Source organism: Pseudomonas sp. So3.2b, assembly GCF_019464415.1.
In the GTDB taxonomy this organism is placed as follows: Bacteria; Pseudomonadota; Gammaproteobacteria; order Pseudomonadales; family Pseudomonadaceae; genus Aquipseudomonas; species Aquipseudomonas shahriarae.
In genome coordinates, this window is the sequence record NZ_CP080494.1 from 3,176,510 (window position 1) to 3,199,286 (window position 22,777).

Genomic DNA, 22,777 nt, shown 5'->3' on the forward strand with positions numbered 1-22,777 from the left:
ACTCAGCCCTCCACCACCCAGGTGTCCTTGGTTCCGCCGCCTTGCGACGAGTTGACGATCAATGAGCCTTCACGCAATGCCACCCGGGTCAGGCCGCCTGGCACCAGGCGGGTTTCCTTGCCCGACAGCACAAACGGACGCAGGTCGATATGCCGTGGCGCGATGCCGTTTTCGACAAAGGTCGGGCAGGTCGACAGGCTCAAGGTTGGCTGGGCGATATAGGCATGGGGCCGGGCCTTGATGCGTTGGCGGAAGTCCTCGATCTCGGCCGCCGAGGCGGCTGGGCCCACCAGCATGCCGTAGCCGCCGGAGCCCTGGGTTTCCTTGACCACCAGCTCGGGCAGGTGCGCCAGTACATGGGACAGTTCTTCAGGCTTGCGGCACTGGAACGTCGGCACGTTTTGCAACACCGGTTCTTCATCCAGATAGAAGCGAATCATCTCCGGCACATAGGGGTAGATGGATTTGTCGTCGGCCACCCCGGTGCCGATGGCATTGGCCAGTACCACATTGCCGGCGCAGTAGGCGGCCACCAGGCCAGGCACGCCGAGCATGGATTCGGGGTTGAAGGCCTGGGGGTCGAGGAAGGCATCGTCGATGCGCCGGTAGATCACATCCACGGCTTTCGGGCCGTCGGTGGTGCGCATGAACACCTTGAGGTCGTGCACGAACAGGTCGGCACCTTCGACCAGCTCCACCCCCATTTCCCGGGCCAGGAACGCATGTTCGAAGAACGCGCTGTTAAAGCGCCCCGGGGTCAGTACTACGACATTGGGGTTGTCCAGGCGGCTGGCGCTTTTCAGGGTCTTGAGCAGCAGGTTGGGGTAGTGATCCACCGGCGCGATGCGCTGCTTGGCAAACACTTCCGGGAACAGGCGCATCATCATCTTGCGGTCTTCGAGCATGTAGCTCACGCCGCTGGGGGTGCGCAGGTTGTCTTCGAGGACGTAGTAGGTGCCATCGCCATCGCGCACCAGGTCGACACCGGAGATATGGGAGTAGATATTGCGGTGCAGGTCCAGGCCGACCATGGCCTTCTGATAGCCTTCATTGCCCAGCACCTGGTCGGCGGGAATGATCCCGGCCTTGATAATGCGCTGGTCGTGGTAGATATCGGCGAGGAACATGTTCAACGCATTGACCCGCTGGATACAGCCGCGTTCGATCACGCTCCATTCACTGGCGGGGATGCTGCGCGGGATGATATCGAAGGGGATCAGGCGCTCGGTGTCCTGCTCGTCACCGTACAGGGTGAAGGTGATGCCGGCGCGGTGGAACAGCAGGTCGGCCTCACGGCGGCGCTGGGCCAGCAGTTCCGGCGGGGTGTTGGCCAGCCAGCGGGAAAAATCCTGGTAGTGCGCACGGCATACGCCGTTTGCGTCATTCATCTCATCAAAGAAAGATCGAGCCATTCCAATTACCTTGTCAGTGCCGGGTGAAAGGCTGCAGGCACTGCCGCTTTAGAAAACGCATTGTTATGAGCCCGTGGCTTTTGGCGCCAACGGACCGGGTCCTTACTTTCTTTTGGAGTCGGCTCTGAGTCGGGGGGTAACAGTTGCTCCTGTGTTCACCTGGGCAGGCAGGGGGTTACAGGAGTAAAGCAATGGCTGTGCCGGAACCGCGTTTATGGGGATTACACGGTGTATCAGCCCGTTACTGGAGCAGCCTGCGCAAGTGCAGTGCGTGATATGCGCAGTCTGCGCCCTATAACGGTGCAGGCGATTGACCTGAACTTCGGCCATGGGCGGTTCTTCTAAGGAGATTAAGCACTTTGAGGATCAACGATTGTGCCCAGAATCATCTCCCCGCACAGCCCGGAATCGGCGCTGACTGACCACACCGAACACAACGCCAAGATTTTCGGTTCGCCCAAGGACCGACTGGACTTCTATCGCCGGGAAATCCAGTACGAAACCACCATCCTCGCCAACCGCACCGATGCCTACCTGACGGCGCAGTCGTTTTTGGTGATTGCCTTTGTGTCGTGCATGGGCAACCTCAACCCGGAGTGGGGCAAGCTGTTTACCCTGGTGGTTCCGCTGCTGTTGTCGATGCTCGGGGTGTTCAGCTCGCTCAATGCCTGGCCGGGCATCCGCGCAGCCTACGACATCATTGATCACTGGCACTTCAAGCAAAGCGAGTTGTTGCGCAGCGAGCCGGTGATGGGCATGGCCTACGATGAGTCACCGCTGTTCTGCGAGACCGAGTCGTCACACAAGGGTTATCGCAAGTCCTTGCTGTTTTCGGTGCGCACGCCGTGGCTGTTCATGGTGTTCTGGATACTGCTGGCGGCGTTTGCGTTCTATATCCAGGTGGACAATCCGGGGGCGTGACCATTGATCAGTACAGGTCATCCGGACTGAACTTCATCCACCAGTGCGGCACCTTAACCTTACACCATCGGATAAAGAGGTTCCCATGAGCACCCGTCACAGCCCAGACCCACACGTCAGCGGCAGGAACGATCCGGCCATCGATGACGAGACTCGCCAAGTGCCCGCTCCCGGCACCGCAGCCGCCGCCCCCAAGGACCCGCAACCCGCTACCGACAAGGTGGCCAGGGACAATGAGTACAGCCCGGACTTCAAGCCAGAGCGCGAGCCCAAGCCGCAGACCGACGCTGACATTGATACCCCGGGCGGCTAAGGCCATGCATATTCCAGCCGAAGAGGAACCGATCAATGATCCGGGCAATGAAGACCCCGGATCGTTGATGGATGATGCGCAAGTGCCGCTGATCGAGGAGGAAGAGGTGGCTGACGAAGGCAGTGCTGATGCCTAGCGTCAGCGCCGCATCAGTTAGCCAGCTTGTTATGTGATCCAAAGCGAGAGGAGCGTGCATCAACTCTGGTATCACCCACCTGCCAACGGCGGCAGCCGGCGCTTGACCGGGGTTTTCTTGACGATGGCGGTGTTGGTTTCGGCATAGCCGTTGAGGCGGTCAAGCAAGGTGTCCAACTGATCCATGGTGCGCACGTGCAGCCGCGCGATAAAGCAGTCGTCGCCGGTCACCTTGTCACACTCGGTAAATTCCGGGATCGCCTGGATCTGTCGTTCAACCTCCTGCAATTGGCCGGGCAGGGGGCGGATGCGCACGATGGCTTGCAGCAAGTAGCCAAAATGTTTGGGGTCGACCTCCACGGTATAGCCCTTCATCACCCCGCGCTCTTCCAGGCGGCGCAAGCGCTCGCCGACACTGGGCGAGGACAGGCCGGTTATGCCGGCCAAGGTCTTGAGCGAGCAACGCGAGTCGTCCATCAAGGCAGCGAGCAGTTGCTGGTCGATAACGTCAATCATCCTGGGCTCCTTAGGTAAACCTGAATTTTTGCCTAATAAGAATAGGCAAACACCGCCATTGGCCTTTCTCAGGCGCTGGAGCCTGATCGACGCAGATTGCCATAATTTAGCCTCATTCGAGGAGCTTAATCATGGACAAATCCATACGTCGCGGCTCATGGGAAATGGTTGGCGCCATGCTGATCTCCGGCACGATCGGCTGGTTTGTGCTGGTGTCTGGGGTGCCGGTCATTGAGGTGGTGTTCTGGCGTTGCGTCATTGGCGCCTTGACCTTGTTGCTGGTGTGCTGGCACCTGGGGTATCTGCGCAGTGCCTGGTTGAGTTATTCGACACTCGGCTGGGCCATGTTGAGCGGCGTGGCCATCGTGGGTAACTGGCTGTTGCTGTTTGCGTCCTATTCAAAAGCGTCGATTGCCATCAGCACGGCGGTCTATAACGTTCAGCCATTTATGCTGGTGATTCTCGCGGCGCTGTTGCTTGGCGAGAAAATCACCGTACAGAAGCTGGCGTGGCTGAGCGTGTCATTCATGGGCATGCTGGCTATCGTCACCGCCCATGGCGAGCAGCAGGGCAGCGGTGATCAATACCTGTGGGGCGTGGCTCAGGCGCTGGGCGCGGCTCTTTTGTATGCCATCGCTGCACTGATTATCAAGCGCCTGAAGGCTGTGCCGCCCCATCTGCTGGCGCTGATTCAAGTGAGTACCGGTGCGGTGCTGTTGGTGCCACTGGTTTCATGGCACAGCCTTTCAGCACCGGTTGATGCCTGGGCGGCGCTGTTGACACTGGGTATGGTGCACACCGGTCTGATGTATGTGCTGCTGTATGGCGCGATCCAAAAACTGCCGACGGCATTGACTGGGGCGTTGTCGTTCATCTACCCGATTGCGGCGATCCTGGTTGATTGGATGGCCTATGGGCATCGTCTGGGTTGGACGCAATGGCTGGGTGTTGCGGCGATTCTGCTGGCTGCGGCGGGGTTGCAGCGGGGATGGTGGTGGCGCTGGAAGTCGGATGTTTCGCCCTCTCATGCTAAGCGCCCCTTGTAGGAGCCAGCCAAAGCCAGCTCCTACAGAGGGGGACTCAGTGTGGTGCGCGGGGAATGGTCTTGAGCAAGTCCGCCGGGCTGATATGCCCCACGACTTGCTGTTGCACACCACTGCCCGGCAGCGGCAGATCGAGGATATGCCCCTTGATCTTGCCCACCACATGCATTTCGCACGGTTTGCAGTCGAATTTCAGGGTCAGTACTTCGTCGCCGTGAATCAACTGCATCGGTGCGACCTTGGTGCGTACGCCGGTCACGCCCTTGGCCTGCTTGGGGCACAGGTTGAAGGAGAAACGCAGGCAGTGCTTGGTGATCATCACCGGCACTTCACCGGTTTCTTCGTGGGCCTCGTAGGCCGCATCGATCAACTTCACGCCATGGCGATGGTAGAAGTCGCGGGCCTTCTGGTTGTAGACGTTGGCCAGGAACGACAGGTGCGACTCCGGGTACACCGGCGGCGGTGTGGTTTCGGCCTTGCGACCACCACGGGGGTGGGCCTCGACACGCGCAACCGTCAGCGCTTCGATTAAGTCGCGGCGCAGGGCCTTGAGTTGCGAGTTGGGAATGAAAAACGCCTGGGGGGCGTCCAGCTCGATTGCGGTGGCGTGATACTGGGTGGTGCCCAGTTGGCCAAGCAGGTCGCGCAAGGTGTCCAGCGCCTGTTCCGGCTTGTTGGCCACGCCGAACGGGCCGGGCAGGGTGGTGCAGACACTCACGCCTTCTTCACTGGTGGCGGTCAGTTGCAATTGGTCTTCGCGCAGGGTGGCCTGCCACGACACGCCAACCCGCCGCTCGGCGGAGGTCTTGAGCAACGCTTGCTGCCAGTTATGGTCGAGGTTGCGGTTGAGCGGGTGATTCGGTCGTAGTTGATGCAGGCCCGCCGGCATTTCGTTGGGCTCGACACGGTAGCGGTAGCGCTTTTCGCCGTCTTCTTCGAACTCACCTTTAGGCTCGGCGATATTGGCGCGAAAACCCACGACTTCACGCTTGATCAGCACGTTGAGGCCATCGCCGTTGGACAGCGGCTCATGGGTGATCACCTGCAAGTCGCGCTTGCCGGCTTTTTCCACGACACCTACCGGCAGGCCGGTAAAGGTTGGGGTGTCGAAGGCGCCGATATCAATCTTGCGGTCACTGACGAAGTAGTCGGTGCTGCCACGGTGGAAGGTTTTTTCCGGGTCTGGCAGGAAGAAATGCGCGGTACGCCCGCTGGAAGCGCGAGCCAGGTCCGGGCGGTCTTCGAGGATCTCGTCCAGGCGCTGGCGGTAATAGGCGGTGATGTTCTTCACATAACCCATGTCTTTGTAGCGGCCCTCGATCTTGAACGAGCGCACGCCGGCGTCTACCAAAGCGCGCAGGTTGGCGCTCTGGTTGTTGTCTTTCATCGACAGCAGGTGCTTTTCAAAGGCCACGACGCGGCCCTGGTCATCCTTGAGGGTGTAGGGCAGGCGGCAGGCTTGGGAGCAGTCGCCACGGTTGGCGCTGCGGCCATTTTGCGCGTGGGAAATATTGCATTGCCCGGAGAACGCTACGCACAACGCGCCATGGATGAAGAACTCGATGGCGGCATCGGTTTCATCGGCAATCGCGCGGATTTCCTGGAGGTTCAGCTCGCGGGCCAGCACCAACTGGGAGAACCCGGCCTGGTCGAGGAACTTGGCCCGGTTCAAGGTGCGGATGTCGGTCTGGGTGCTGGCATGCAGCTCGATGGGCGGGATATCCAGCTCCATCACCCCCAGGTCCTGGACGATCAGCGCATCAACGCCGGCATCGTACAACTGGTGGATCAGCTTGCGGGCCGGCTCCAGTTCGTCGTCGTGCAGGATGGTGTTGATGGTGGTGAACACCCGGGCGTGGTAACGACGGGCGAATTCCACCAGTTGGGCGATCTCGCTCACGTCGTTGCAGGCGTTGTGGCGCGCACCGAAGCTTGGGCCGCCGATGTACACGGCGTCGGCGCCGTGCAGGATGGCCTCGCGCGCGATGGCGACATCGCGGGCAGGGCTGAGCAATTCCAGATGATGCTTGGGCAAGGACATAGTTTTTTTAGTCAGGCTTGTCACGGTTGAGGCGCGCATTGTAGCCGTGAATCGCCTGGCGGGCACCCGCTGGATGCCCAATGACGCGCCGGGCTCAGCCCTTGGCGGCCATCGCCGTGACTTCAACCCGCATGCCTTCGACCGCCAACGACGCCACGCCAACCGCCGCGCGTACCGGCCAGGGTTTGGCGAAGAAGCGCTTGTACACCTCGTTGAATGCGGCGCGGTCGGCCATGTCAGTGAGGTAGATGGTCAAGTGCATGACCCGGTCCATGCTGCTGCCGGCGCGTTCGAGGGCGACTTTGAGGGCTTGCAGGGTGCATTCGCTTTGCGCAGTGACATCGCCCAATTCCAGGCTGCCATCGGCGCGTACCGGGATTTGTGTGGAGACCAGGATGCCGTTGAAGCCGATGACGTCGGAGGAAATCGAATCCGGGTCGAGGTCGGGGGTGAAGCTGAGGTCGTGGTTGCTCATGGGGAGCCCTAGGTGAATGGAACAGCGTGGATAGTAAACGCTACGCACTAGTTATCGGTCGATAAATTATCCCTTGAAATAAATTATCGAATGATAAAATATGCAGCTGTACCGTCTCTAATCCGCACTGTCAGGAGAGAACATGGGAGTCCTAGCGCTCGACCATTTCACCATTCGCACCGAACAATGGGGCAAGACCGCCGAGTTTTTTGAACAAGTGGTTGGCCTGTCACCTGGGCCGCGCCCGGATTTTCGTTTCCCTGGCTGCTGGATGTACGCCGGCGGCCGTCCGCTCTTGCACATCGCCAGTATCGTGGGCGGTGACAAGGATCTGCAGGCCTATCTGGGCGAGAAGCCGGGCGGCTACGGGTCGGGCGCCCTTGACCATGTCTCGCTGCGTTGTGAAGGGCTGGAAACCGTGCAGAACCGCCTGCAATCCCTGGGCATCGCCTTTCGCGAACGGGTGACTCCGCAGATTGGCGAGCACCAGCTGTTTCTTGAAGACCCCAACGGCATCACCATCGAAATGATCTTTGACTATGTGCCAGGAACCCGGATTGTCGGCGAGGCCATGGCGAGCCTTGCCATTGGCCCGTCTGCGGAAGGTCGCTGATGGACTTCAAACGTCGACGTGTGATTCAAGCCCTGGGCAGCGCAGCGTTACTGGCGCCGCTGCTGGCCCGTGGCAATAACCCTGAGAGGAGCCCAACCATGGTACGACTCGGTGTGACTGATCTGTCCTTTCATCGTGCGACAGCAGCGGTGGTTGCTTCGGTATTGCAGCGCATGGGCTTTGGGGTGGAGCGTTCGTATGCGCTGCACGAGGCCAATTTCGAGCAGTTGCGTGCTGGCAGCATCGACATGATTGCCTCCGCATGGATCCCGTCCAGCCATGGGATGTACAAAGCCCGGGTGGAAGAGGTGGTCGCCACCCGCGAATTGGGCCTGCATTACACCCCGTATGCGTTGTGGGGTGTGCCCGACTATGTGTCGGTGTCGCAGGTGGACTCCGTGGATGACCTGCGCAAGCCGGAGGTTATCGCCCGTATGCACACGCTGATCCAGGGGATTGGCCCGGGCGCCGGGATTACCCGGTTTTCGCTGCGGATGATGGAGGACTACGGCCTTGCGGCGGCGGGCTACCAGTTCCGCACCGGCACCCAGGAACAATGCGTGGCGGCGTTCGAGGCGCTGGTCGAGGAGGGCAGATGGGGCGTGGTGCCACTTTGGCATCCGCAGTTCCTGCATTTCCGCCATCGTATCCGTGATCTCAAGGATCCCAAGGGGCTGCTGGGCAGTGTCGACCGTGCGGTGCTGTTGGCGCGGGTTGATCGCCTGGGGCGGTTCAGCGAGGCGCAATTGCAGGTGCTCGATAACATCCGTCTGAGCAATGCGATTGTTGCCGAGTTGGATTACGCCCTCAATCGCCAGGGTAAAAGTGCGGACCAGGCGGCTGAGGGCTGGCTACTGAACAACCCGCAGACTCTTGCCTCCTGGCTGGCGCCATTGGCCTGAACACAATCAAAACAGGAACCGATCATGACCACCCCTGAATCGCGTCTGCAGGCCGCCGGCATCACCTTGCCTGTTCCCGCCCCGGCCCTGGGTAACTACGTGCCCTGGAGCATTGTTGGCAATACCTTGATGACCTCCGGGCAATTCCCCTGGATTGATGGCCGGCTGCTGTACCGTGGGCGCCTGGGCCGCGACCTGAACCTGGAGCAAGGGTATGCGGCCTGTCGCCTGGCGGCATTGAATGCAATTGCCCAGCTCAAGGATGCGGTGGGGGATTTGAGCCGTATCCGCCAGGTCTATCGGCTGGAAGGCGTACTGAATGTGGCGGAGGATTTCCATGAGCACCCCAAAGCCCTGGATGGCGCGTCTGACGTGCTGGTCGAAGTCTTCGCCGAACAGGCCCGGCATTCGCGCATGATCTGGACCAACCCGGTCATCCCCATGGATGGCTTTTGCCTGGTGTATCTCTTTGCGGAAATCGACGCCCCGTAAACGGCCTTCACTACGCCTCGTTATGCAGGGCGCCATCGAGGAAGGCATTGACCCGCAGGGTAATCAGTTCGGTCAGGTTCTCAGGGACGGGCATCTGATACACCCACTTGCGCACCCCCAGGTAAAAGAAGCTGCTGTGGAAGCCCCACAGCACTTCGATCTCAAGACTCAGCGCGTGTTTATCCAGCGGGGCGGTCAGTTGCTTCTGATGACGCAGCTCTTCGATGATCGTCAGGAACACCGTCTCGTGTAATTGTTTGAGATAGCGCTGGTTCAACTCCGGGTCCTGCAGGCCGGCGTACAGGAATATCCGCACCCATTCATTGCTCAGGATGGTGCGGGTATAACCGATAAAGTAATCAATCAGCCGTCCCCTTAAAGGACGCGTGCGGTCCTTGAGCTGCTGCTCCAGCTCAGGGTCCCAGCGGTTCATGAATACCTGCTGGTACACCTGTTCGATGAGTAATTGCTTACTGGGAAAGTAGCGGTAGAGCAGGGGCTGGGTAACCTGCAGCCCCTCGGCCAGCTCGCGGGTGGTCAGCGCAAAGCCTTTCTGGGCGAAGAGGGTGATCGCCCGTTCGACCATCTGCTGCTGACGATCGGCTGCCGTGAGATTTTTTCGGCCTGGCGTGGTCGCCTTGTTGCTAACGCTGATTTTTGCCATTGTTGACCTATGCAGTGCCACATCTAGAAAGCGTGACAGAATCATACGCGTTGCAGCGGTCAACGTGGGCCCGCATCGATGTGGCCATCGACACCTTTACAGGAAGACTCCTATGCATTCATTCATCCGCGCGGCGCTGTTGCCAGTGGCCATTTTCGCCATCAGCGCACACGCCCAGACCGGACCTTCGTTCAAGTGCAGCGCAAACATGGCCAGTTCCGTGGAGACGCTGATTTGCGGCAGCGAAGCGCTTTCCGCCCTGGATCGCCAGATGGCGAGCACCTACAACACGGCGCTGAAAAAGGCCGGCAGCCAGGCCAAGATGCTCAAGGCCGAGCAACGTGGCTGGATCAAGGGGCGCAACGACTGCTGGAAGGCTGACGACAAACAGGCCTGCATTCGTGACAGTTACAACCAGCGGTTGGTTGAACTGCAACAATGAATCCTCCGCTGTTTGTTTCTCTGGATGGGCCCAAGGGCACCGGCAAAACCACACTGTTGGAAGCCGTTACAAAAGTACTGAGGGCAGACGCCAAAACGGTAATCCGACTTTGCGAGAAAAAAAGCGATCCCTTTAGACGGGAAACAATGACCCTCGTTAACAAGCTGGTGAGAAATCCCTGCCGGGATCTGGAGTTGCAGGTGTGTGAACGCCTCGCGGATAGCCGTGCATGGATTTCCCGACAGGTGCTGACTAAACAACCTCCGGGCAGCATTGTGTTGATTGATCGCTGGTACCCGTCTGATGCCGCGTTTCGGCGCATAGTCCCGTTTGCAGACATTCTCCAGTTGAACATTGATCGCAACGTGCAGGTGCCAGACCTGCACGTCGGGATTGTCACCGCCCCTGAAATTTCATGGGCGAGGGCCGCAGCACGACGGCGCGGGCTGAGCAGTACTGTGATGCATACGCTGGAAGAACATGTTGCCTGTACCCAGGCGTTCGAGCGAGCGGTTGCAGATCAAGGCTGGGTTTTATGCCGCAACGAGGGAACGCTTGAAGAGGCAACATTGCAGGTTGTTTCTGAGATTTATCGCGTGCTTGCCTGCTCATAATGGCGTGGTGAGCGAAAACGGGATACGCAGCTCCTCGACAGGCCCTGAATCCCGGCCGCACATTTCGTCGTGCGCGCATTGCTGCACCAGCACGCAAGGAAATGCCGGCACGGTCTGCAGCAAGTCGCGCAGGTGGGTGGTCGACCGCAGGCGCATCGGCTTGGCCGCATCATCAAGCAGGGTGAACTGGCCGTGATCCAGGCGGATTCGTGCCAGATAAAAACCACCTTCGAGTGACAGCAACTCCAGTTCGCGTATTTCGCCCTTCGCGGCCCGTTCGGTCAGTGCTTGCAAATTCAAGGTTTACTCCTTGCCTACCAGGGTAGGCGCTCGCCGTTATAAGCAAAAAAATTGCCGCTGTCGCCAGCAGTCAGACGGTCAATCAGCGATAACAACTCGCGGGCAGCAATGTGTGCCGGCCTGGCTGCCGAGGCTCCACGGAAGGGCTGTGAAAGGCCTGAAATAACGGTGCCTGGATGCAGGCTCAGCAAGCGGGTTTGCGGGCGGGTTCGCGCCAGTTCGATCGCCGCGGTTTTAATCAACATGTTCAACGCGGCCTTGGAGGCGCGATACGCATACCAGCCGCCCAAACGGTTATCGCCGATGCTGCCAACCTTGGCCGAAAGCACCGCCATCGCGCCACGAGGGTCGAGCAATGGCAAAAAATGACGCAAAACAAGCGCTGGTCCCAGGGCGTTGACCTGGAACACTGCCTGAAACGCATCCGCCTCAATGGCGGAGTAACTCTTTTCCGGCTTGATTTCTTTGCGATGGAGCAGGCCCGCAGCATGCAGGATTAACTGGTACGGGGCTTCTTCAGCTAATTCGGCGGCGGCTTTGGCGATACTCTCGGGCTCTTCCAGATCCAACCCCGGAAGACTATGACGCGTCAGTTCGCGAACAACCGAGCAGCGTGGATCTTCTTTGAGCAACTGACAAAACGCCGTGCCAAGGGCTCCACTGGCGCCTATCACTAAGGCGCGATAGCCGTCGCCAAGTGAGTTCATTTCTAAGGGGCTGTTCATGAGTAGCGCTCTAAGGCTGCCTCGTTTTCAAGGTGTCCGACGCGTCGGGTGCGTGTTGTGATTCCGGCACTGCGTAACAGTTATCGACACATCGACGTCCCCCATCCGGGTGAGGCAACCACGCCAAATGGGGGCGCAAGCGGCAGAACAGCCGATAACCGAACGCCAGCAGCGGTCGAAGTGCACGCCAGGTCAGGGGGCTGGCCCAGAATCCCAGGCCGGCGGCACGCCAGCTCCATAGGGTGGCGTCCAAGCCTTCAACCCAGCGGCCGTCGGCGAAACGGGCGTGAAGTACGGACTGCATGTGCTCGAACGTAAAGCCAAGGGCCTTGGCGTCAAATTCAGCGCTGTTTAAGTCAATAAATAGCAGTCGGCCCTCTGTGGCGTGTCGGCGCAGGATCTTGATTTCGCGCGCGCACAATGGACAGTTACCGTCAAAGTACAGCGTCAGTGGCCAAGGATTTTTGTTGTACATTGCACTATACCTTGTATAGGTTTTATCTAAGATAGGCCTAAAATAACCACCTGACAATGTGCGCAATGCTTATGCGTGTTAACCACGGGCCAATGCCATCCGGCTACGCACCCGCAATTGACGCGTGGCGAGCGCATAGGTATCCAAGAGTCTTATCGAGGTATTTGCATGGCTACGCGCAACGATAGCTTGGTCCGCCACCTTATCTGTATTGCTCTTATGCTCCAGAGCGCGGACATATTTGCCGATTGGCGTGAGGCGATCCCCAATGCCCATCTGTTGGGCAGCGGGGATATGCGAGTATTCGGTTTCTCGGTCTACAGCGCGCAGTTCTGGAGCCCACGCCTGATCGCCGGTGAGCCGCTGGTTGCAGATGCACCTTTTGCGCTTGAACTCACCTACAGCCGCGCTATTAGCCGCGACGATCTAGTCGAGGCCAGCATCAAGGAAATCCGTCGCTTGTCACCCTACGGCCTGAACTCAGAGCTGATGGGCCGCTGGGAGCGGGAAATGCAGCACGCGTTCGTCAATGTGCGCGCAGGCGACCGCATCACGGGCGTTTATGTTCCTGGAGAGGGCGTACGGTTTTACTTCGGCGACAACCTAAGGCGCGTGGTGAGGGATGAAGCTTTCGCCAAAGCCTTTTTTGCCATCTGGCTTGACCCCCGAACACGCAACCCGGAACTGCGGGCCCAGTTGCTGGGTGGATCCAAACCCGGGGGGCGTTGAGGAATTGCACAATTGGATAAGCCGGGTTTGTCGAACCGGTGGGTGAATCGCCTCGGGTTTTGTAGACACCTCGTTGTCTCAAACTGAGGCCAATTAGGAGATCCATAAGCAACCCCGCGTTACCCCGAAGAATTCAAAATGCAAGCTGTCAATCAAGTGACCGAAAGAAGCTGCCTGTCGCTGATTGAGCGGCTCGTCTCCGCGTGTCGACGCATAGCCTCTTTGCCTGGGTAAACCCAGTGGGTATTACGTCTGATTGTCTGAGCTGCAATCGGCACGCGCTAAAGACGACCAGCGATTGCCGGGTTTGATCAAGCATTCGTGGCTGGAGAGCGGCGGCGTTTATGGCTATCGCAAAATCCATGACGATCTGCGCGAGGTCGGTGAAGACTGTAGTCGCCTCGCACTATTAGAGAATCCGGGGCGATTCAACCATTGAACAGTTTGGAGGCTCAGTCTCCAGTGCGAGCAGCACCCAGTGCAACAATGGTTTTTCTCAATTGACGGCGGTGCATATTGGCGGTTGTGCTTGAGCAAGCGCATACAGCGGTCTGGGCCGAAGTCGTTCAACGGCGTTATCCCCCGTTGAACGCAGTGATGATAGCGGCGCTTATATTGCCTAGTGAATGGGTGGGGGCATAGGGGCCCACCTCCGCACAGCCTCGAGCGAATCAAATGGTCCGCTGTTGAAACATATTCTTGCCTTGGGAGCATGCTCATGAATTGTGTTGATGAGGCGTTCAAAGAGGCGTAGATACGCGGCATCAGTACGAACGCCTGCTCCGATCAGGACGCAATCACGTTGTTTTTCCTGAAGAAGACTGAGAAGGAGCGTTTCTGCGGTCTGTTCACTTTGGATTAAGCCTAGTTCAGTCGCGTAGCCGAGGCTTTCAAACGTGTTTTTATCAGTGTCCAGAGCGGCCTGAAGTTTCTCGTGTGTCAGCCCTGGCCATTTGCTGTAATCCACCGCGTCGGGGTGCCAGCCGACGAGAAGTATGTTAATTGCTTTGCTCATTAATGTTCTCCAGTTAAAAAGTAGTTTAGCTTTCTGAAGGGGAGAAAAGGTGCTTGCTCCAACCTCCATTGCTAAGTGAAATAGCGGATCGTTGTCCTGGGTTTGTTATTGCTTTCAACCCCACTTCATTTCATCTTTTGCAACCTTGGCCCCAAGTTGTAGCGCAATACCCATACCGGCATCGGGATACAATTAGGTCATGGCTTCTATCATTGCCGCGCTGTCGGCGGCCTTGGTAAGCTCATGCTCGAATGCGAGTAGATAGTCGCGGGGTATAGCCCTCCAGATTGAGGGCGGGTTCGTCAAAGACTTCGGGAATCACTAGTATGTTTGCTCCTGAAGACTTGACAGTCCGCACCCGTACGATTCATAGAAAGGTGTTGGAGGGAGATAAAGTATCTGCTCTTTTTAGAATCAACGTAATAACCGCGAGGTTTGGAAGGTTTTACTCTACATTTCTCGAAAGTTGTCGGATGCACATAAATCGTAAACCACAAACTCTTCGATCTATGTGTAGTGTAGGCTGAGCTTTTAATTTATTTTCTATAATCTCATGAAGAATTATCATTGGCGATGAATGGGTGTGCTTGGTTTCAATGATGGACTCTATTTTCCATGAAGGCCTCTCAGCGAGACGTATAAAACGGCACCGCTGGCAAGGCAAATGATTCCTACCCAGCGGTAGATGGTGGTCCCGTAGAACGCAGCAGAATACCCGCAGGAAACGTAGCGGATCCCGTCGCATCTAAGTGTGAGTAATTGTGAATTAATGACTTTTGAGCCTTTTTTTACTCGAAATTAATGTAACTTGCGCCGCGCGTTTACGTCGCTGAATTTGAAGTGAATCTATTTTCAACGAGAACAACACTGGCCGATGCATATGGCAATCGACTGGAACCCCTTACTATCAAATCAGCTCAGGTCAGCAATATGAACAGGCGCTCAATCGCTATTACGCCTGATAACGTGGCCGCAGCCTATTGGCGTTATGCCTTGCCCACGGTCATGGCAATGTTGGTCAGTGGTTTGTATCAAATCGTCGACGGGATCTTTATTGGACATGTAGTGGGCGCCGAAGGGCTGGCAGCCATTAACATGGCGTGGCCCTGGATCGGCCTGATGGCCGGTGTTGGCCTTATGATTGGTGCGGGAGCGGGCGTTCATTGTTCAATCGCCCAGGGCGAAGGGCACTTCCAGAGGGCCAAGGGCTTTCTCATACAAGGCTTGTGGCTGTTGGTATTATTAGGCGTTGTAGTTGGCGTCTTGATCATCGCTGGGCGCGATAGCTTGCTTGCTTTGCAAGGTGCCAATGCCACCGTGCAGCGCCATGGCAGTGGCTATTTGCAAATTATCGGTTGGTCCTCACCGTTGGTAATGGCCAGTATTGCCATGCCCATTCTGGTCAGAAACTTGGGTGCTCCCATGTTGGCCACCATCATGATGCTTGTCGGCGCACTCACTAATATAGTGCTGGACTACGTATTTATCGTAGAGCTGGGCTGGGGGCTGCAGGGGGCGGCCATTGCGACAGTCACCGGCGAGTCCCTCTCGGCGCTGATCGGCTTGGTGTTTCTGTTCACCCGTTACAGTTCCCTGCCATTAAGCCTGGCCCTGCGCGAGTTTGGCCTACAGCCCGTACCCTGTCGGCAGATTCTGCTTAATGGGTTTTCCAGTTTATTGATGTACCTTTACGCCAGTTTCGCCGCGTTATTGCACAACACCGCGTTGATGCATTACGGCAGCACCGTGAACGTGGCGGCCTATGCCATAACCGGGTATTTAATGACGGTTTATTATCTGCTGGCCGAAGGCTTGGCCAGTGGTATGCAACCTCTGGTCAGCTACTTTCATGGTGCGGGGCAATCGGCTTTAGTCCGTAAGGTGTTCTTTCTGGCCATGCGCTGGGTGGTGGGCACGGGCGTGGTGTTGGTACTGATGATTCTGATCTTCCCACACATTGGCACGCGAATATTTATCAGCGACGAAGACCCTGCGTTGGATGTGGCAGCCATTGACGCTGTTCGCCTCCATCTGTTTGTGCTGTTTCTGGACGGATTCTTAGTACTCGCCGCGGCGTATTATCAAGCAGTCAGCGATAGCAGAAGGGCGACTATGATTACACTGGCAAATATGTGCATTCAAATTCCATTTTTGCTGATACTGGCGCCCTGGCTCGGGGTTGTCGGTATATTACTGGCATTGCCGCTGTCGACCATTGTGCTGGCGACGGGCGTGGTCACGCTATTGCGTCGGTAGTTCTCACCGCGTGTTGGTGTAAATAACTAACATCTCGATAACGACCTGCGTCGCCTCGAGCGCTGAAACTTTTTAGCGTCTGTGCCTTCTGCACTCGATAAGGCGTATTAAAAGCACCGAGAAAAGAAGTGTATTGGTGTGAAAAGCTGTGAAAAAGTTCAGATTGATTTCTTTATGCATTGTTTAGCTGTCATATTTTATGAGGTCGGAGATCACACTACATTGGTGTCCGCGCTCATATCAAGGGGGAGGCTTACACCCTTAATGACAATCAATAATGGATGGAAATCAGTAATGAATAAAGGAATCTCGGCATTCTGTGGTGTGGCTCTAGCGATGTCTTGTGGCATGGCCAGCGCTGTCACGCCAGTAACGGGAGGCACAATCAAATTCACCGGTTCCGTGGTCAACGCGGCTTGTGCAGTGAGTGCAGCATCTTCGCAATTGACAGTAAATATGGGGCAGGTACGACTCGCGTCCTTTACGGGGGCGGGGGTTGAAGCATCCAGAACACCTTTCACCATTGAGCTGCTGGACTGCGATACAGTTATTTCGCAAACTGCGAGTATAAAATTTCAAGCAACCGCCGCCGATGGTTTTCCAGCTTTTGATGCGGGTATGGGGAGTGGCAGGGCCCAGGGCATTGGCTTGCAGATCAGGGACCAGAATGGCGTTGTTATTACTCCCAATACCGGGGTAAGTACGGAGACCCAGTTAATTCCGGGTCGTAACATTTTACCATTTCAAGTGAGCTATATTTCTTTGCAGGATGCTGTTGTAGCAGGCGATGCAAGCGCCAATATTGACTTCGTTGTGAACTATCAATAACGGAGGTGAGGAATGGTTATAAAGTGCCCGGGCGGGCATTTTATAACTAAACGAACTTGCAGGCAGGGGGTGTATAAGCTTGAACGTCTATAGAGTGTCTATATGGATCAGCATTTTGATAGCCTTTTTGACGATTTCGGCCCATTCAGTGGTGCATGCTGCAGGCGGCTCTAATACTGTTGTAACACTTCCTGGTGGAAGAGTCGCAGTGTTTGGCGCCGTGACCACTGGGGCCTGCTCCGTCAGTATCAGTAACTCCGACAAGATAGTACTCATGGGTACTGTGAGAAGTAATCAGTTTACGGGGGTTGGCAGTGACAGCCAGGCAGTACCCTTCTCCATTCAGCTGGATGACTGTAACAGTAATGTCAGTGAGTCTGTTGGGATCAGCTTTAGCGGCATCGCCAATGAGGAGGATTTGCAGGTATTGGCAATTAATGGAGGAACGGACGCAGCGCAAGGTATTGGTCTGGCGTTATTTGATGCTGATAACCAGCTGTTAGCAGTCAATGCCGATCCCGTTGAGTATGCGCCGTTGAGCAAAGGTATCAATACTTTAAGTTTCTTTGCGAAGTACCGATTAGTAGAGAAATTTGTGCGCCCTGGGATTGCCAACGCGACAGCCGACTTTACCCTGGTCTATCAGTAAGTGAAAAGATGTAAAAATGCATCGTGGAAATTGATGAGGAATAGATTTTGGACGTTTTTAATGCGTACAAAAAAAAGATGGTTGCCTGTGTTGCACTCTTGCTGTCGTTAGTCTCGACTGCATCTTTCGCCGGAGGGGTAGGGCTGGGAGCGACACGGGTTGTTTATCCGGCAGACAGCAAGCAGGTTTCTCTGTCTGTTAGTAATACAGATAAAAATAATGTCTATTTGCTGCAATCCTGGATTGATACCGCAGAAGGTGGGGTCACGCAAGACTTCATGGTGACGCCCCCCCTGTTTGTCATCAAGCAAGCAACAGAAAGCGCACCCGCCGAGAATACCTTGCGCCTGGTCTACGCTGGTCCGCCCTTGGCACAGGATCGTGAGACGCTGTTCTGGGTCAATGTCAAGGCGATCCCTTCGACAAAGCGGGATGCCGATGATGGGCAGAGCAAACTCCGGCTGGCTGTGGTCAGTCGCATCAAGCTTTTTTACCGACCCAAAGAGTTGGCAAACGGGCTTCAGGACTCAGCATCGAAAGTAGAGGTCAAGCGTGTGGGTAACACCTTGGCCATCAATAATCCAACACCTTATTTCATCAGTTTGATCAAAGTATCAGTTGGCGAGCATGTATTGGACAACACCATGGTCGCACCTTATGGACAAGGGAAGGTCCGCGTGCCGGAAAATGCCAAAGGTGAACTTCACTATTCCTTTATAAATGATTACGGCGCTTTGATAAAACTGAAATAAAGCAGCGGTAAATCCTGGTCTTTCTGCATTTACTCAATGAGCTTCTTAATGGCGATTCGTATGTGTTCGTCCTTTAATAAGCCATGAGCCACTACTGAAAATGATACGGATTGAAGCCGGCCACTTCGTGTGAGGTGCTGTCAGATAGTGCGCTGGAAGAAGGCTTATAAACCTCGATATTTATATGGATAAAATAACTAGGGTGTGCGGAATGAGATGGTGTCCCCGACCGGCTAATATGGATTTAGCCACTAAGCGTCCTGCAGTCAACGTGATTGCTTTTCGTTATACCAAGATCTATGTGTATTTGATCGCCTCGATTTATGGGGGTTGGGTACACGCCGATCAGTACTTTGATCCGGCCTTTCTGTCCGACACCAAAACGAAAGTTGCAGACCTTACCAGATTCTCAGCTGCGGACGCTATTCAGCCAGGCACCTATCGAGTCGACGTCTACTTGAATGGCGCGTTTATCAATACCCGTGATGTGGTGTTTGAGGAAAATCAATACTCGAAAGACGGCGCTCCTGCGCTTGCTGCGTGTTTCAGCGCTGAGGAGATCAAGGACTTCAATATCAACCCTGCCGCTGTCCCGGGTTTAGAGTCTGTGTTGCCGGGTAGCTGCGTTCAATTACAGTCGTTAATGGCTGAGGCGCAAAGTCGCTTGAACCTGGAACAGTTGCGGCTGGACGTGAGTGTGCCCCAGGCGATGTTGACCGGTAAGGCCAGGGGCTTCGTACCTGTAGAAGAGTGGGACAATGGCATTAGTGCACTTTTGGTCAGTTACAACTTCACGGGCGCCCACAGTACCGCCTCCAACAGTGCTTCCAGTGATAACTATTTCTTGAACCTCAATACCGGACTGAATATCGGTGCCTGGCGCTTGAGGAATGACTCGACGGTTGACAAGGGCAATGGCTACTATTCGGATGCCGGCGTCAGTTGGAAAACCCTGAACAGTTACGCGCAACGTGCGCTACCGGGGATCAAAAGCAGCCTGATACTGGGGCAGACATCGACATCGAATACGGTTTTCAACAACTTCAACTTTGAAGGGGCGCGGCTGCTGTCGGATGACAACATGCTGGCGGACAGTGAAAGAGGTTTCGCTCCGGTAGTCAGAGGGGTTGCCAACAGCAACGCCGAGGTGACTATCCGTCAGGGCGGGAACGTGATCTATCAAACCTACGTAGCGGCCGGGCCTTTTACGATCAACGACCTCTATCCAAGCTCGTCCAATGGCGATCTGCAAGTCAGTGTGCGTGAAGCGGATGGTCGAGTGAATCAATACAGCGTGCCATATTCTTCGCTGCCGGTTTTGCAACGCGAAGGTCGGCTCAAATACGATCTGGTTGCCGGTACGCTACGGGGCGCTGATTACCAGAGCAGCCCGACTATCCTCCAGGGCACCTTGGCCTGGGGGCTGCCCCACGGCCTGACCCTATACGGCGGTGTACAGAATGCAGAGAAATACAAAGCGTACTCCTTAGGCGCGGGGCAGAACCTGGGAGACTGGGGAGCGTTGTCGCTGGATGTGACTTCGGCCCACAGCATTCTGGCGGACGATAGCCAGCATACCGGTTATTCGATCCGCATGTTGTATGCCAAGACCTTGATAGGTTCCGGTACCAATTTCAAGTTGGCGGGTTATCAGTATTCCACTCGTGGGTTTTATAACTTCAGTGATACGGCCAGTAAAATGATGGAAAGGCGACCGTCGGTTATAACTCAAGACGGCGAAATTTATCAAAAGCCTGAATTCTACGACTATTACAATTTGAATTACCCAAAGCGCAGCAGTGCACAGCTCAATGTTTCTCAACCATTGGGCGGCTTTGGTTCTGTGTATGTCAGCGGTCATCGGCAGACATTTTGGAATACCAAGGAAGTTACCGACCTGCTGCAGGCTGGTTATCACACCTCGCTGAAAGGGGTTAATTATTCCCTTTCTTATAGCTATAACAAAAGCGCTTGGGTTGACAGTACGGATCAGGTCTTTGCGCTGAGTGTCTCCCTGCCATTGGGCGACGGCGCATGGACGGGTAAACGAGGTCCGCGAAACAATTCTGCGTATGCCAATTATGGGCAGACACTCAATAACAAAGGTCATGCGCTATACAGCGCGGGCGTGACCGGCACTGCGCTGGAACACAATAATCTGAGTTATGGCGCACAACAAAGTTATAGCGACAAGGATCATGTAGCCAGCAGTAACGTGAATGCACATTATCGGGGGGCTTCCGGTAACGCCAATGTCGGCTATAGCTACAACAATAGCAACAGCAGTAGTCGCCTTAATTATGGTTTCAGTGGCGGTATCGTGGCTCATGAGGATGGTATGACGTTCAGTCAGCCGCTGGGGGAAACCAACATCCTGGTTAAAGCTCCACTGGCCAAGGAAGTGAAGCTTGCCAGCGGTGTGGGGATAAAAACCGATTCTCGCGGTTATGCCGTGGTGCCTTCAGCTTCGACCTACCGACAAAACAGGGTAGCCCTGGATATCAATTCGCTGGCCAATAACATCGAGTTGGACAACCCAGTCGCCTACGCCGTGCCGACTCAAGGTGCTCTGGTGCGTAGCACCTTCGCTGTGCGAGTCGGGGTGCGTGCACTTATGAATATTACTTACAAAGGTATGCCCGTGCCTTTCGGTGCGAGCGTGACCCAGGCGGCAACCCCTGGCGATAACATTGTGGGTAACAACGGTCAGGTATTCCTGTCCGGCCTTGCTCTGGAGGGGCAATTGAAGGTGTGGTGGCAAGACGGCCCTGGAGGGCAGTGCACGGTTAACTACCAGCTGGACGAGGGCAGTGAACTTAAAGACATCAGCAAACTGGCGGCGGAGTGTGTGTAATGGAAAAGCGCTTTCTTTGGGTGATTGCAGGGTGGACCTTCTGTCATCACGCCGCGGCCTATGACGTGCTGGTGAATATCAACGGGGCGATCGCTGCTAACGGTTGCATGGTTTCGTTCGCTTCGCAGCAGATGACGGTGGACTTTGGTAATGTCGCCACTAAACAGTTTTACGCAAAAGGCATTCCTTGGGGTAAGCAGAAGTTCGTGATTGGCCTTGAAAGATGTGGTGATGACGCAACGGCGGTGAAGGTATCTTTTAAAGGCAATGCCGATGCAGATGACGCCGATCTTCTGCAACTTACCCCGGGAGAAGGCGTTGCCAAGGGCCTGGCGATTGAAATACTCGATATGAACAGTGCAAGTATTCCAATTAACAGCCAGGCATCGGCTATTCCGATCAGCCAGGTAGAAGGGGACAATAAACTATTGTTTTATGCGCAGTATCGCTCCACTGCGAGTACGGTTACCGCTGGGCCCGCCAACGCGACTGCAAATTTTGTTTTGGAGTATCAGTAATGAGAGTTTTCATGACGGCGATGAGCAAGGGCGGTGCTGTTGTTCTTTCGATGCTGCTGTTGTTCACGTCTAACAGCACTTTGGCGGACCTCTTTGATTCATACATAGGTGCCGAGAACGTTGTCATCCAAAAGCCTGCGCTCAATAGCTCGATAATAGGTGAGGCGTTAACTGGTTGGATTAACAGCGGTATGCAGCGAGTGGTAGGAGGTTTCAGTTTGGGTTATGGGTCGTATGGCCTGACAATTAGTTCTAGTACGTCAGATGTATCTTACTCTGAATCTGGAAAAAACTATACCGTATACCACGTTGCTCTGCCTAATGGAAGTCCATCAGGTATTGGATTTGTCTTGAGGACATATTCAAAAGATTGCTATTTTGGCGGTGGTAATTGTTCAAGTCGTGTGCTTCATGTACAGGATACATTTAACGACTACAAAGTGTTTCGAGATGGCGGCTTTTTGGCATACGACATACATTATGAATATGAAATAAAGTTTATTACAACAAGTCAGGATATAGAGCCCGGCCCATATCTTCTGGGTGGGAGTGCTATCGGGTGGGGTAATTTTGGTACTCTGGGTCAAGATGTCGCTACTGTGCGTTTAAATGCGTTCCAACTGGAGTATAAACAGAGGGGTTGTACGGCCAGTCTTTCGCCGGCTGTCATTAATATGGGCGTCGTTTCTCCTCTACTGTTCACCGGGGTCGGCAGTACAGTTGCTTCAAACGCGCCGGTAACCGTCAGCCTTCAATGCAGTACTCCTGACATCGGGGTTCTGGTAACCATGACGGACCAAAATAATTCAAGTAACTCTACAAATAAGCTGCAGTTGACACCCGGCACCGCTAGTGCCACCGGAGTAGGCGTTCAGTTTCTCAAGGACGGCGGTTCACCGGTGATTTATGGACCTGACTCGAGCTTTGTTGACTCAAGCTCCGCAGCCCAATGGCGGGTGAAGGATAAAGCCACACTGAGCAACACTGCCCAGTTTGTACTGACCCCGCAGTATATTCAGACTGCCAGTTCCATTACCGCTGGCGAAGCTAACGCAGTAGCCAGCATTACCTTTGCTTATGATTGATTCGAGGT

The 22,777-nt window shown here is 55.5% G+C and carries 26 protein-coding genes and 1 pseudogene; 18 read left to right on the forward strand and 9 right to left on the reverse strand.

Annotated elements, in window-relative coordinates; all coding sequences use genetic code 11:
• Positions 1-2: 2 nt before the first annotated feature.
• Positions 3-1,412 (reverse strand): circularly permuted type 2 ATP-grasp protein, encoded by a 1,410-nt coding sequence (locus tag K1X80_RS14160; protein WP_057959664.1) that lies wholly within the window; start codon positions 1,410-1,412, stop codon positions 3-5.
• Positions 1,413-1,787: 375 nt separating this feature from the next.
• On the opposite strand from K1X80_RS14160, the gene K1X80_RS14165 reads away from it, so the two are divergent.
• The 3 genes from K1X80_RS14165 (at position 1,788) to K1X80_RS28195 (ending at position 2,782) form a co-directional block, all read left to right on the forward strand.
• A complete protein-coding gene (locus K1X80_RS14165; RefSeq protein ID WP_057438464.1) occupies positions 1,788-2,333 on the forward strand; it encodes a hypothetical protein in 546 nt (181 codons plus the stop codon).
• Positions 2,334-2,418: 85 nt separating this feature from the next.
• A complete protein-coding gene (locus tag K1X80_RS14170) occupies positions 2,419-2,646 on the forward strand; it encodes a hypothetical protein (protein ID WP_081044249.1) in 228 nt (75 codons plus the stop codon).
• 4 nt (positions 2,647-2,650) lie between these two features.
• Positions 2,651-2,782, forward strand: a complete 132-nt coding sequence (locus K1X80_RS28195; protein WP_258571511.1) for a hypothetical protein — start codon at positions 2,651-2,653, stop codon at positions 2,780-2,782.
• A gap of 71 nt (positions 2,783-2,853) precedes the next feature.
• Here the strand turns inward: K1X80_RS28195 and K1X80_RS14175 are convergent, their stop codons facing one another.
• Positions 2,854-3,297 carry an Lrp/AsnC family transcriptional regulator gene (locus tag K1X80_RS14175; protein WP_220172223.1) on the reverse strand — a complete coding sequence of 148 codons (444 nt, stop codon included), beginning with the start codon at positions 3,295-3,297 and terminating at the stop codon, positions 2,854-2,856.
• Between the two features lie 131 nt (positions 3,298-3,428).
• On the opposite strand from K1X80_RS14175, the gene K1X80_RS14180 reads away from it, so the two are divergent.
• Positions 3,429-4,343, forward strand: coding sequence for a DMT family transporter (locus tag K1X80_RS14180; protein WP_057959662.1), 915 nt, complete (start codon positions 3,429-3,431; stop codon positions 4,341-4,343).
• A gap of 34 nt (positions 4,344-4,377) precedes the next feature.
• On the opposite strand, the gene K1X80_RS14185 is transcribed toward K1X80_RS14180, so the two are convergent.
• Together K1X80_RS14185 and K1X80_RS14190 are read right to left on the reverse strand one after the other, a co-directional pair.
• Positions 4,378-6,381, reverse strand: a complete 2,004-nt coding sequence (locus K1X80_RS14185) for a U32 family peptidase (RefSeq protein ID WP_128593867.1) — start codon at positions 6,379-6,381, stop codon at positions 4,378-4,380.
• Between the two features lie 94 nt (positions 6,382-6,475).
• Entirely contained in the window at positions 6,476-6,856 is a 381-nt protein-coding gene (locus K1X80_RS14190) for a RidA family protein (protein WP_057438469.1), read from the reverse strand.
• Positions 6,857-6,998: 142 nt separating this feature from the next.
• On the opposite strand from K1X80_RS14190, the gene K1X80_RS14195 reads away from it, so the two are divergent.
• Genes K1X80_RS14195 through K1X80_RS14205 form a run of 3 tightly spaced genes read left to right on the forward strand, consistent with a single transcriptional unit; the run spans position 6,999 to position 8,863 of the window.
• Positions 6,999-7,469: a VOC family protein gene (locus K1X80_RS14195; protein ID WP_128593866.1), complete on the forward strand. Its 471-nt coding sequence runs from the start codon at positions 6,999-7,001 to the stop codon at positions 7,467-7,469.
• Positions 7,469-8,371 (forward strand): glycine betaine ABC transporter substrate-binding protein, encoded by a 903-nt coding sequence (locus K1X80_RS14200; RefSeq protein WP_253207574.1) that lies wholly within the window; start codon positions 7,469-7,471, stop codon positions 8,369-8,371. Before K1X80_RS14195 ends, K1X80_RS14200 begins: the two co-directional genes overlap by 1 nt.
• 24 nt (positions 8,372-8,395) lie before the next feature.
• Entirely contained in the window at positions 8,396-8,863 is a 468-nt protein-coding gene (locus K1X80_RS14205; protein WP_057438472.1) for an Atu1372/SO_1960 family protein, read from the forward strand.
• Between the two features lie 10 nt (positions 8,864-8,873).
• Here the strand turns inward: K1X80_RS14205 and K1X80_RS14210 are convergent, their stop codons facing one another.
• Positions 8,874-9,527, reverse strand: coding sequence for a TetR/AcrR family transcriptional regulator (locus K1X80_RS14210; RefSeq protein WP_216312124.1), 654 nt, complete (start codon positions 9,525-9,527; stop codon positions 8,874-8,876).
• Between the two features lie 112 nt (positions 9,528-9,639).
• Here K1X80_RS14210 and K1X80_RS14215 point away from each other — a divergent pair, with 112 nt between their 5' ends.
• Both K1X80_RS14215 and K1X80_RS14220 read left to right on the forward strand, forming a co-directional pair.
• The gene (locus tag K1X80_RS14215; RefSeq protein ID WP_057438473.1) at positions 9,640-9,969 is read left to right on the forward strand and encodes a lysozyme inhibitor LprI family protein; all 330 of its coding nucleotides are present in this window, start codon (positions 9,640-9,642) and stop codon (positions 9,967-9,969) included.
• Entirely contained in the window at positions 9,966-10,583 is a 618-nt protein-coding gene (locus K1X80_RS14220) for a dTMP kinase (RefSeq protein WP_115128215.1), read from the forward strand. Before K1X80_RS14215 ends, K1X80_RS14220 begins: the two co-directional genes overlap by 4 nt.
• Here K1X80_RS14220 and K1X80_RS14225 read toward each other — a convergent pair.
• The 3 genes from K1X80_RS14225 to K1X80_RS14235 are packed head-to-tail and all read right to left on the reverse strand — an operon-like array spanning position 10,578 to position 12,083.
• Complete coding sequence (locus K1X80_RS14225) at positions 10,578-10,883, reverse strand: DUF6482 family protein (protein WP_115128216.1); 306 nt, start codon at positions 10,881-10,883, stop codon at positions 10,578-10,580. The two genes, K1X80_RS14220 and K1X80_RS14225, sit on opposite strands and share 6 nt — an antisense overlap.
• A gap of 14 nt (positions 10,884-10,897) precedes the next feature.
• Positions 10,898-11,608 (reverse strand): SDR family NAD(P)-dependent oxidoreductase, encoded by a 711-nt coding sequence (locus K1X80_RS14230; RefSeq protein WP_220172224.1) that lies wholly within the window; start codon positions 11,606-11,608, stop codon positions 10,898-10,900.
• A 10-nt stretch (positions 11,609-11,618) separates the two neighbouring features.
• Positions 11,619-12,083, reverse strand: a complete 465-nt coding sequence (locus K1X80_RS14235; RefSeq protein ID WP_220172225.1) for a thiol-disulfide oxidoreductase DCC family protein — start codon at positions 12,081-12,083, stop codon at positions 11,619-11,621.
• A 168-nt stretch (positions 12,084-12,251) separates the two neighbouring features.
• Here K1X80_RS14235 and K1X80_RS14240 point away from each other — a divergent pair, with 168 nt between their 5' ends.
• The gene (locus K1X80_RS14240; protein WP_120733112.1) at positions 12,252-12,812 is read left to right on the forward strand and encodes a chalcone isomerase family protein; all 561 of its coding nucleotides are present in this window, start codon (positions 12,252-12,254) and stop codon (positions 12,810-12,812) included.
• A 235-nt stretch (positions 12,813-13,047) separates the two neighbouring features.
• Positions 13,048-13,212 (forward strand): annotated as a pseudogene (locus K1X80_RS28550) (IS3 family transposase); the annotation flags it as partial.
• Between the two features lie 219 nt (positions 13,213-13,431).
• Here K1X80_RS28550 and K1X80_RS14250 read toward each other — a convergent pair.
• The gene (locus tag K1X80_RS14250; protein WP_128593862.1) at positions 13,432-13,827 is read right to left on the reverse strand and encodes an SGNH/GDSL hydrolase family protein; all 396 of its coding nucleotides are present in this window, start codon (positions 13,825-13,827) and stop codon (positions 13,432-13,434) included.
• Positions 13,828-14,667: 840 nt separating this feature from the next.
• Here K1X80_RS14250 and K1X80_RS14255 point away from each other — a divergent pair.
• The 7 genes from K1X80_RS14255 (at position 14,668) to K1X80_RS14285 (ending at position 22,769) form a co-directional block, all read left to right on the forward strand.
• Positions 14,668-16,083 carry an MATE family efflux transporter gene (locus K1X80_RS14255; RefSeq protein ID WP_198799263.1) on the forward strand — a complete coding sequence of 472 codons (1,416 nt, stop codon included), beginning with the start codon at positions 14,668-14,670 and terminating at the stop codon, positions 16,081-16,083.
• Positions 16,084-16,377: 294 nt separating this feature from the next.
• Positions 16,378-16,911 carry a fimbrial protein gene (locus tag K1X80_RS14260; RefSeq protein ID WP_164844878.1) on the forward strand — a complete coding sequence of 178 codons (534 nt, stop codon included), beginning with the start codon at positions 16,378-16,380 and terminating at the stop codon, positions 16,909-16,911.
• A 94-nt stretch (positions 16,912-17,005) separates the two neighbouring features.
• Positions 17,006-17,560: a fimbrial protein gene (locus K1X80_RS14265; RefSeq protein WP_164844877.1), complete on the forward strand. Its 555-nt coding sequence runs from the start codon at positions 17,006-17,008 to the stop codon at positions 17,558-17,560.
• 47 nt (positions 17,561-17,607) lie between these two features.
• Complete coding sequence (locus K1X80_RS14270) at positions 17,608-18,312, forward strand: fimbria/pilus periplasmic chaperone (protein ID WP_128593859.1); 705 nt, start codon at positions 17,608-17,610, stop codon at positions 18,310-18,312.
• 238 nt (positions 18,313-18,550) lie between these two features.
• Positions 18,551-21,166: a fimbria/pilus outer membrane usher protein gene (locus K1X80_RS14275; protein WP_164844876.1), complete on the forward strand. Its 2,616-nt coding sequence runs from the start codon at positions 18,551-18,553 to the stop codon at positions 21,164-21,166.
• Entirely contained in the window at positions 21,166-21,684 is a 519-nt protein-coding gene (locus tag K1X80_RS14280) for a fimbrial protein (RefSeq protein WP_198799265.1), read from the forward strand. The genes K1X80_RS14275 and K1X80_RS14280 overlap by 1 nt, the downstream gene beginning before the upstream one ends.
• 11 nt (positions 21,685-21,695) lie before the next feature.
• Complete coding sequence (locus tag K1X80_RS14285; RefSeq protein WP_220172226.1) at positions 21,696-22,769, forward strand: fimbrial protein; 1,074 nt, start codon at positions 21,696-21,698, stop codon at positions 22,767-22,769.
• The last annotated feature ends 8 nt before the right edge of the window (positions 22,770-22,777 follow it).

Coding starts and splice junctions, on each gene's coding strand:
- K1X80_RS14160 (WP_057959664.1), bottom strand. CDS start 1,412: ATGGCTCGATCTTTCTTTGATGAGATGAATGACGCAAACGGCGTATGC.
- K1X80_RS14170 (WP_081044249.1), top strand. CDS start 2,419: ATGAGCACCCGTCACAGCCCAGACCCACACGTCAGCGGCAGGAACGAT.
- K1X80_RS28195 (WP_258571511.1), top strand. CDS start 2,651: ATGCATATTCCAGCCGAAGAGGAACCGATCAATGATCCGGGCAATGAA.
- K1X80_RS14175 (WP_220172223.1), bottom strand. CDS start 3,297: ATGATTGACGTTATCGACCAGCAACTGCTCGCTGCCTTGATGGACGAC.
- K1X80_RS14180 (WP_057959662.1), top strand. CDS start 3,429: ATGGACAAATCCATACGTCGCGGCTCATGGGAAATGGTTGGCGCCATG.
- K1X80_RS14185 (WP_128593867.1), bottom strand. CDS start 6,381: ATGTCCTTGCCCAAGCATCATCTGGAATTGCTCAGCCCTGCCCGCGAT.
- K1X80_RS14190 (WP_057438469.1), bottom strand. CDS start 6,856: ATGAGCAACCACGACCTCAGCTTCACCCCCGACCTCGACCCGGATTCG.
- K1X80_RS14195 (WP_128593866.1), top strand. CDS start 6,999: ATGGGAGTCCTAGCGCTCGACCATTTCACCATTCGCACCGAACAATGG.
- K1X80_RS14200 (WP_253207574.1), top strand. CDS start 7,469: ATGGACTTCAAACGTCGACGTGTGATTCAAGCCCTGGGCAGCGCAGCG.
- K1X80_RS14205 (WP_057438472.1), top strand. CDS start 8,396: ATGACCACCCCTGAATCGCGTCTGCAGGCCGCCGGCATCACCTTGCCT.
- K1X80_RS14210 (WP_216312124.1), bottom strand. CDS start 9,527: ATGGCAAAAATCAGCGTTAGCAACAAGGCGACCACGCCAGGCCGAAAA.
- K1X80_RS14215 (WP_057438473.1), top strand. CDS start 9,640: ATGCATTCATTCATCCGCGCGGCGCTGTTGCCAGTGGCCATTTTCGCC.
- K1X80_RS14220 (WP_115128215.1), top strand. CDS start 9,966: ATGAATCCTCCGCTGTTTGTTTCTCTGGATGGGCCCAAGGGCACCGGC.
- K1X80_RS14230 (WP_220172224.1), bottom strand. CDS start 11,608: ATGAACAGCCCCTTAGAAATGAACTCACTTGGCGACGGCTATCGCGCC.
- K1X80_RS14235 (WP_220172225.1), bottom strand. CDS start 12,083: ATGTACAACAAAAATCCTTGGCCACTGACGCTGTACTTTGACGGTAAC.
- K1X80_RS14240 (WP_120733112.1), top strand. CDS start 12,252: ATGGCTACGCGCAACGATAGCTTGGTCCGCCACCTTATCTGTATTGCT.
- K1X80_RS14250 (WP_128593862.1), bottom strand. CDS start 13,827: ATGAGCAAAGCAATTAACATACTTCTCGTCGGCTGGCACCCCGACGCG.
- K1X80_RS14260 (WP_164844878.1), top strand. CDS start 16,378: ATGAATAAAGGAATCTCGGCATTCTGTGGTGTGGCTCTAGCGATGTCT.
- K1X80_RS14275 (WP_164844876.1), top strand. CDS start 18,551: ATGGATTTAGCCACTAAGCGTCCTGCAGTCAACGTGATTGCTTTTCGT.
- K1X80_RS14280 (WP_198799265.1), top strand. CDS start 21,166: ATGGAAAAGCGCTTTCTTTGGGTGATTGCAGGGTGGACCTTCTGTCAT.
- K1X80_RS14285 (WP_220172226.1), top strand. CDS start 21,696: ATGACGGCGATGAGCAAGGGCGGTGCTGTTGTTCTTTCGATGCTGCTG.